2 protein-coding genes are annotated in these 1172 nt (G+C 42.5%); both read right to left on the bottom strand.

What is annotated here, in order from left to right; translation table 11 throughout:
- Positions 1-383 precede the first annotated feature (383 nt).
- The gene (locus F475_RS30290) at positions 384-821 is read right to left on the bottom strand and encodes a hypothetical protein (RefSeq protein ID WP_146602969.1); all 438 of its coding nucleotides are present in this window, start codon (positions 819-821) and stop codon (positions 384-386) included.
- Between the two features lie 21 nt (positions 822-842).
- On the bottom strand, positions 843-1172 hold a 330-nt coding region (locus F475_RS30560; RefSeq protein ID WP_218281492.1), incomplete at its 5' end, for a hypothetical protein.

Below are 1172 nucleotides of genomic sequence, written 5' to 3'. Positions count from 1 at the left end.
GGACATGCTTTCTGATCTGGAAGCTCGCCGGGGTGGGGTATTTCCATGCAGATGCCAAGAGTGATCTCCATATGTGTGTATATTTTTTATAAGTTATTTATCAGTCCCCATGTTAAGAAAAAAGACATTAGAAGAGCTAATGCGCCAACTGATCTAAGAATATATAGATAATTGCTTGACCTGATCAAGCTCTTGAATGGGTAATTTTTTGATGCGCCTGCCCGGTCAATTAACTTGATTATAATGCCTTGCGTTTTCTCAGAAAAAAACAAGCACATTATTCCCAGTAAGCACAGTATTATAATAAAAGCCAATAGCCCAATAGTCATAATTTCCACCATTCTGATCCAATCTTCCTTGCAGCCTGGAAGGAGTAGTTATAATTAGCACCTAGTTGTGGAGAAACGAATCCAAACCCTGATGCGGACCCCATTACCTAGTGACCACGAATCAGAAACGCCCCCCCCAGCAGCCAGCGGTAGCGTTAATTCCATTTCCCGACAAGCGACGCCCTTACACACCACCACCAAAAAAAATAAAAACCGTAAAAATAGCGATGAATTGAATCGGTATAAAAAAATCAACAACCAGTTCGGCAGTTTTTTTGAGAAGGTCAGCATTAAAGCGCTAATAAGAACTGATGCGGCTGGAAATAATACATAAAGCTTAAGTTGGCCGGAATTGGGGTAGCCAACGGCTTTTTGTGGTGCAATTCCAGAATACAGCTCAATGCCAATAAAAAAAACAATGCATGTCAATAACAAGACAATAGTTAATGCAATACGGACTCCTACTTTGCTCCTTTTTTCTAGTTGACTCATGGTCCAGTTCCTACACTAGGATTAAGGTTGATATAGCCAGCAACACCCAGCGCACTGAAAATTACCGGCCCAATGTACTGGTTTAGAGTAGCATTTGGCCCATTGCCGGCCCCCACAAATTGGGCGCCCACGGCGCCATTCTGGTCGGTAATTGAAGAAAATAAATCCGTCCCCTTTGTTTGCTCGTCTTTTAATTGCAGCGTAGAAGATAAAGAAGATGGACGCGGCGTGCTCGATGGAGAATGCAATAAAGAAAAAGTTGTCAGTCATTGGGTGCGGCATAGAAGTGATTATTGTGTAAGCTTCCATTTGTCCGAATGTCACTGCGAAAATGGTCGCAATAGATACGGC

It is taken from the genome of Pseudomonas sp. URMO17WK12:I6 (genome assembly GCF_003253625.1).
Classification (GTDB): Bacteria; Pseudomonadota; Gammaproteobacteria; order Pseudomonadales; family Pseudomonadaceae; genus Aquipseudomonas.
The sequence above is the reverse complement of the archived record's forward strand: the minus strand, read 5'-3'. Positions and strand labels throughout refer to the sequence as shown.

What these genes read in the sequence shown, in the direction of transcription:
- F475_RS30290 (WP_146602969.1), bottom strand. Translation starts at nt 821, where the DNA reads ATGAGTCAACTAGAAAAAAGGAGCAAAGTAGGAGTCCGTATTGCATTA.